Consider the following 3,423-nt stretch of genomic DNA (forward strand, 5'->3'; position numbering starts at 1 on the left):
GGTCGCCGCGGCCGCCGACGGCAACGACGCCGCGGCCGCCGCCGCCGCGGCCAAGGCCAAGGCCGCGACCTACACCGACGAGCCGGCCAAGAGCGCCGCCGCCGCGATCGCCAAGGCCGCCGACGACGCTTCCAAGCTGCAGGGCGCGACCGCGCAGAGCGTGGCCGCGGCCGCGACCGCGGCGATCGCGCCGACGCGCGCGCCGCTGACCCTGGGCGATCTCAAGCTCGAAGCCGCCTCGGAAGGCAAATGGGGCGGCAAGCTGCGCGGCGAAACCACCGCCTCGCCGAACGCCGACATCGCCCTGGCGCTGGGCGTCAACAAGACCGACCTGTTCAACCTGACCGTGCGCGACGCCGCGCCCGGCGGCGCCAGCGAAACCTATCTCAACCTCACCGTGGTCGAAAGCGCGCGCCGGATCGACCGCATCCTCGCCGCGGATTCGGCGCTGGTGCGGGTCAAGGGCGCGCTGCCGAATTCGATCTCGGCCGCCGCCGACGCGGTCACCGTCGCCGAACGCGCCGCCGCCGCCGCGCAGGACGCGCTCGACCAGAAGGTCAAGGCCGGCGCGCCGGAGTCGGAACTGCAGCCGCTGCGCGAAGCGCGCGACGCCAAAGTCGCCGCGGTGGCCACGGCCTCCGCCGCCGCCGACGCCGCCGCCAGCGACGGCGGCCATCTCAACGCGCAGAGTTTCCTGCCCGACAACGGCCTCTCGCTCAAGCTCGGCCTGTACGCGCTGGAGCAGGCCGACCTGTTCAACCTGCTGTGCATTCCGCCGTACAAGACCGACGACGGCGCCAGCTTCGACGCCGAGCCGATCGTGCTCTCGGCGGCCACCGCCTACTGCGAACGGCGCCGCGCGTTCCATCTGATCGACCCGCCCAGCGGCTGGAAGGACAAGGACACCGCCAAGGCCAAGTTCGACGAATTCGCCGATCCCAAGAGCCGCAACGCCGCATTGTTCTTCCCGCGCCTGCGCCAGCCCAACCTGCTGCGCAACAACGCGCCGGAGAACTTCGCGCCCGGCGGCGCGGTGGCCGGCGTGTTCGCCCGCACCGACACCAACCGCGGGGTGTGGAAGGCCCCGGCCGGGCTCGACGCCGGCCTGGTCGGCGTGCCGCAGCTGTCGGTGCCGCTGACCGACGCGGAAAACGGCGAGCTCAACCAGCTCGGCATCAACTGCCTGCGCGCGATGCCGGTCAGCGGCCGCGTGGTGTGGGGCTCGCGCACCCTGCGCGGCGCCGACCAGCTGGCCGACGAGTACAAGTACATCCCGGTGCGCCGCACCGCGTTGTTCATCGAGGAAAGCCTGTTCCGCGGGCTCAAGTGGGTGGTGTTCGAACCCAACGACGAGCCGCTGTGGGCGCAGATCCGTCTCAACGTCGGCGCGTTCATGCACAACCTGTTCCGCCAGGGCGCATTCCAGGGCAGCTCGCCGCGCGACGCGTACTTCGTGCGCTGCGACAAGGACACCACCACCCAGAACGACATCGACCTGGGCGTGGTCAACGTCGTGGTCGGCTTCGCGCCGCTGAAACCGGCCGAGTTCGTGGTCCTGCGCCTGCAGCAGATCGCCGGCCAGATCGACGTCTGAGCCCTTCCACTTCGATCCAGGGAGCACCGAGATGGCCCAGTTCACCGTAAACGCGCAGCGCTTCGATCCGTACAAGAACTTCAAGTTCCGGGTCAAATGGGACAACAAGTACGTGGCCGGCATCAGCAAGGTCAGCGCGCTCAAGCGCACCACCGAGGTAGTCAAGCACCGCGAGGGCGGCGACCCCAGCAGCAGCCGCAAGAGCCCGGGACGCAGCGAGTTCGAGGCGATCACGCTCGAGCGCGGCGTCACCCACGACAAGGAGTTCGAGCAGTGGGCGAACAAGGTCTGGAACTACGGTTCCGGGCTGGGTTCGGAGACCTCGCTGAAGGACTTCCGCAAGGACCTGATCATCGAGGTCTACAACGAGGCCGGCCAGCTCGCCATCGCCTATCGCGTCTACCGCTGCTGGGTGTCCGAGTTCCAGGCGCTGCCGGACCTGGACGCCAACGCCAACGCGGTGGCGATCCAGCACCTCAAGCTCGAGAACGAGGGCTGGGAGCGCGATCCGGACGTGGTCGAGCCGGCCGAGCCGAGCTTCACCGAGCCGGCCTGAGCGCGCGCGCATGACCGCCGACGCCCGCCACTGGAACCAGGTGCTGATCGGCGCCTGGGAACGCCTGCACCGCTGCGGCGCGAACGAACGCGCGCTCGGGCTGCTGCAGGCGGTGTGGCCGCAGCCTGATCCGGCGCAGTGGAGCCGCGCCAGCCTCGGCCAGCGCGATGCCTGCCTGTTCGCGCTGCACGAGGCCTTGTTCGGCGGGCGCCTGCAGACCGTCGCGGCGTGCCCGGCCTGCGGCGAACGGCTGGAGTCGCAATTGCGCGTCGCCGATCTGTGCGGCGAGCCGCCGCGCGAGCTGCCGCAGCCGCCGGCGCCGCAACGGCTGGAGTATCGCGACTACCGCATCGACTACCGCCTGCCCGACAGCGACGACCTGCGCCATCTGCCGCCGGCGCGCGGCGGCGAGGACGCAGTGGACGCCGCCGTCGCCGCGCTGCTGCGCCGCTGCGTGCTCAGCGCGCAGCGGCGCGGACGCGAACTCGACGCCGACGCGCCGCTGCCGCCGGCCTTGGTCGAACGGCTGTGCGAACGCATGGCCCAGGACGACCCGCTCGCCGACCTGCAACTGGCGGTGCAATGCCCCGCCTGCGCGCACCAATGGTCGGCGACGTTCGACATCGGCGCGTATCTGTGGGAAGAACTCGACGACTGGGTGCAGGATCTGCTGTCGCAGGTCCACGCGCTGGCGCGGCACTACGCCTGGAGCGAGCGCGACATCCTCGACCTGTCGCCGGTGCGGCGGCGTTTCTATCTCGATCTGGTGCAGGCATGAACGGCTTCCTGCGCCACATCGTGCGCCGCGCGCAAGGCCAGGCGCCGGTCCTGGAGCGGCGGCGGCCGTCGCTGTACGAATCGCGGCAGGAGCCGGCGGCCGAGGCCAGCGAAGACCTCGCAACGCAGGTCGCGCCCGCGGCTGTCGAAACGCGACGCGCGTTCGAACCGGAATCGACGCGCACGGCGCCGCGCGTGCCGGTCGAGGTGTCCGAACCTGCGACCGACAAGGCCGCCGCGCCGAACGTCGCCGACCCGCCGCCCGCGTTGCCGCGCGCCGCGACGACGCCCGCGCCCGCGACGGCAACCACCACCTTGATCGAGTCGATCCAGACCCTGCGCGAAACCGTCGTCGTCGCGCCCGCAAATGCGGCGGCGCCGAACCAGGCGCCACAGCCGCCGCGCCGCGCCACCGCGCCCGCTGCGGCGATCGACGCGCCAACCGTCCGCCCGCTGCGCGACGCGATTGCGCCGACCGCCGCATTGCGCAGCCCGC

At 71.5% G+C, this 3,423-nt stretch carries 3 protein-coding genes and 1 pseudogene; all 4 read left to right on the top strand.

The features are described 5' to 3' along the window. The first annotated feature begins 136 nt into the window (after positions 1–136). On the top strand, positions 137–1,594 hold the full coding sequence (locus tag A7A76_RS25275) for a phage tail sheath family protein (RefSeq protein ID WP_428995238.1): 1,458 nt from the start codon (positions 137–139) through the stop codon (positions 1,592–1,594). A 31-nt stretch (positions 1,595–1,625) separates the two neighbouring features. After that, entirely contained in the window at positions 1,626–2,150 is a 525-nt protein-coding gene (locus A7A76_RS25280; RefSeq protein WP_074872293.1) for a phage tail protein, read from the top strand. Positions 2,151–2,160: 10 nt separating this feature from the next. Beyond that, entirely contained in the window at positions 2,161–2,928 is a 768-nt protein-coding gene (locus tag A7A76_RS25285; RefSeq protein ID WP_206413912.1) for a hypothetical protein, read from the top strand. Beyond that, positions 2,925–3,423, top strand: a pseudogene (locus A7A76_RS25290) (hypothetical protein); the annotation flags it as partial. The gene A7A76_RS25285 and the pseudogene A7A76_RS25290, both read left to right, overlap by 4 nt.

It is taken from the genome of Lysobacter enzymogenes, assembly GCF_017168095.1.
Classification (GTDB): Bacteria; Pseudomonadota; Gammaproteobacteria; order Xanthomonadales; family Xanthomonadaceae; genus Lysobacter; species Lysobacter enzymogenes_D.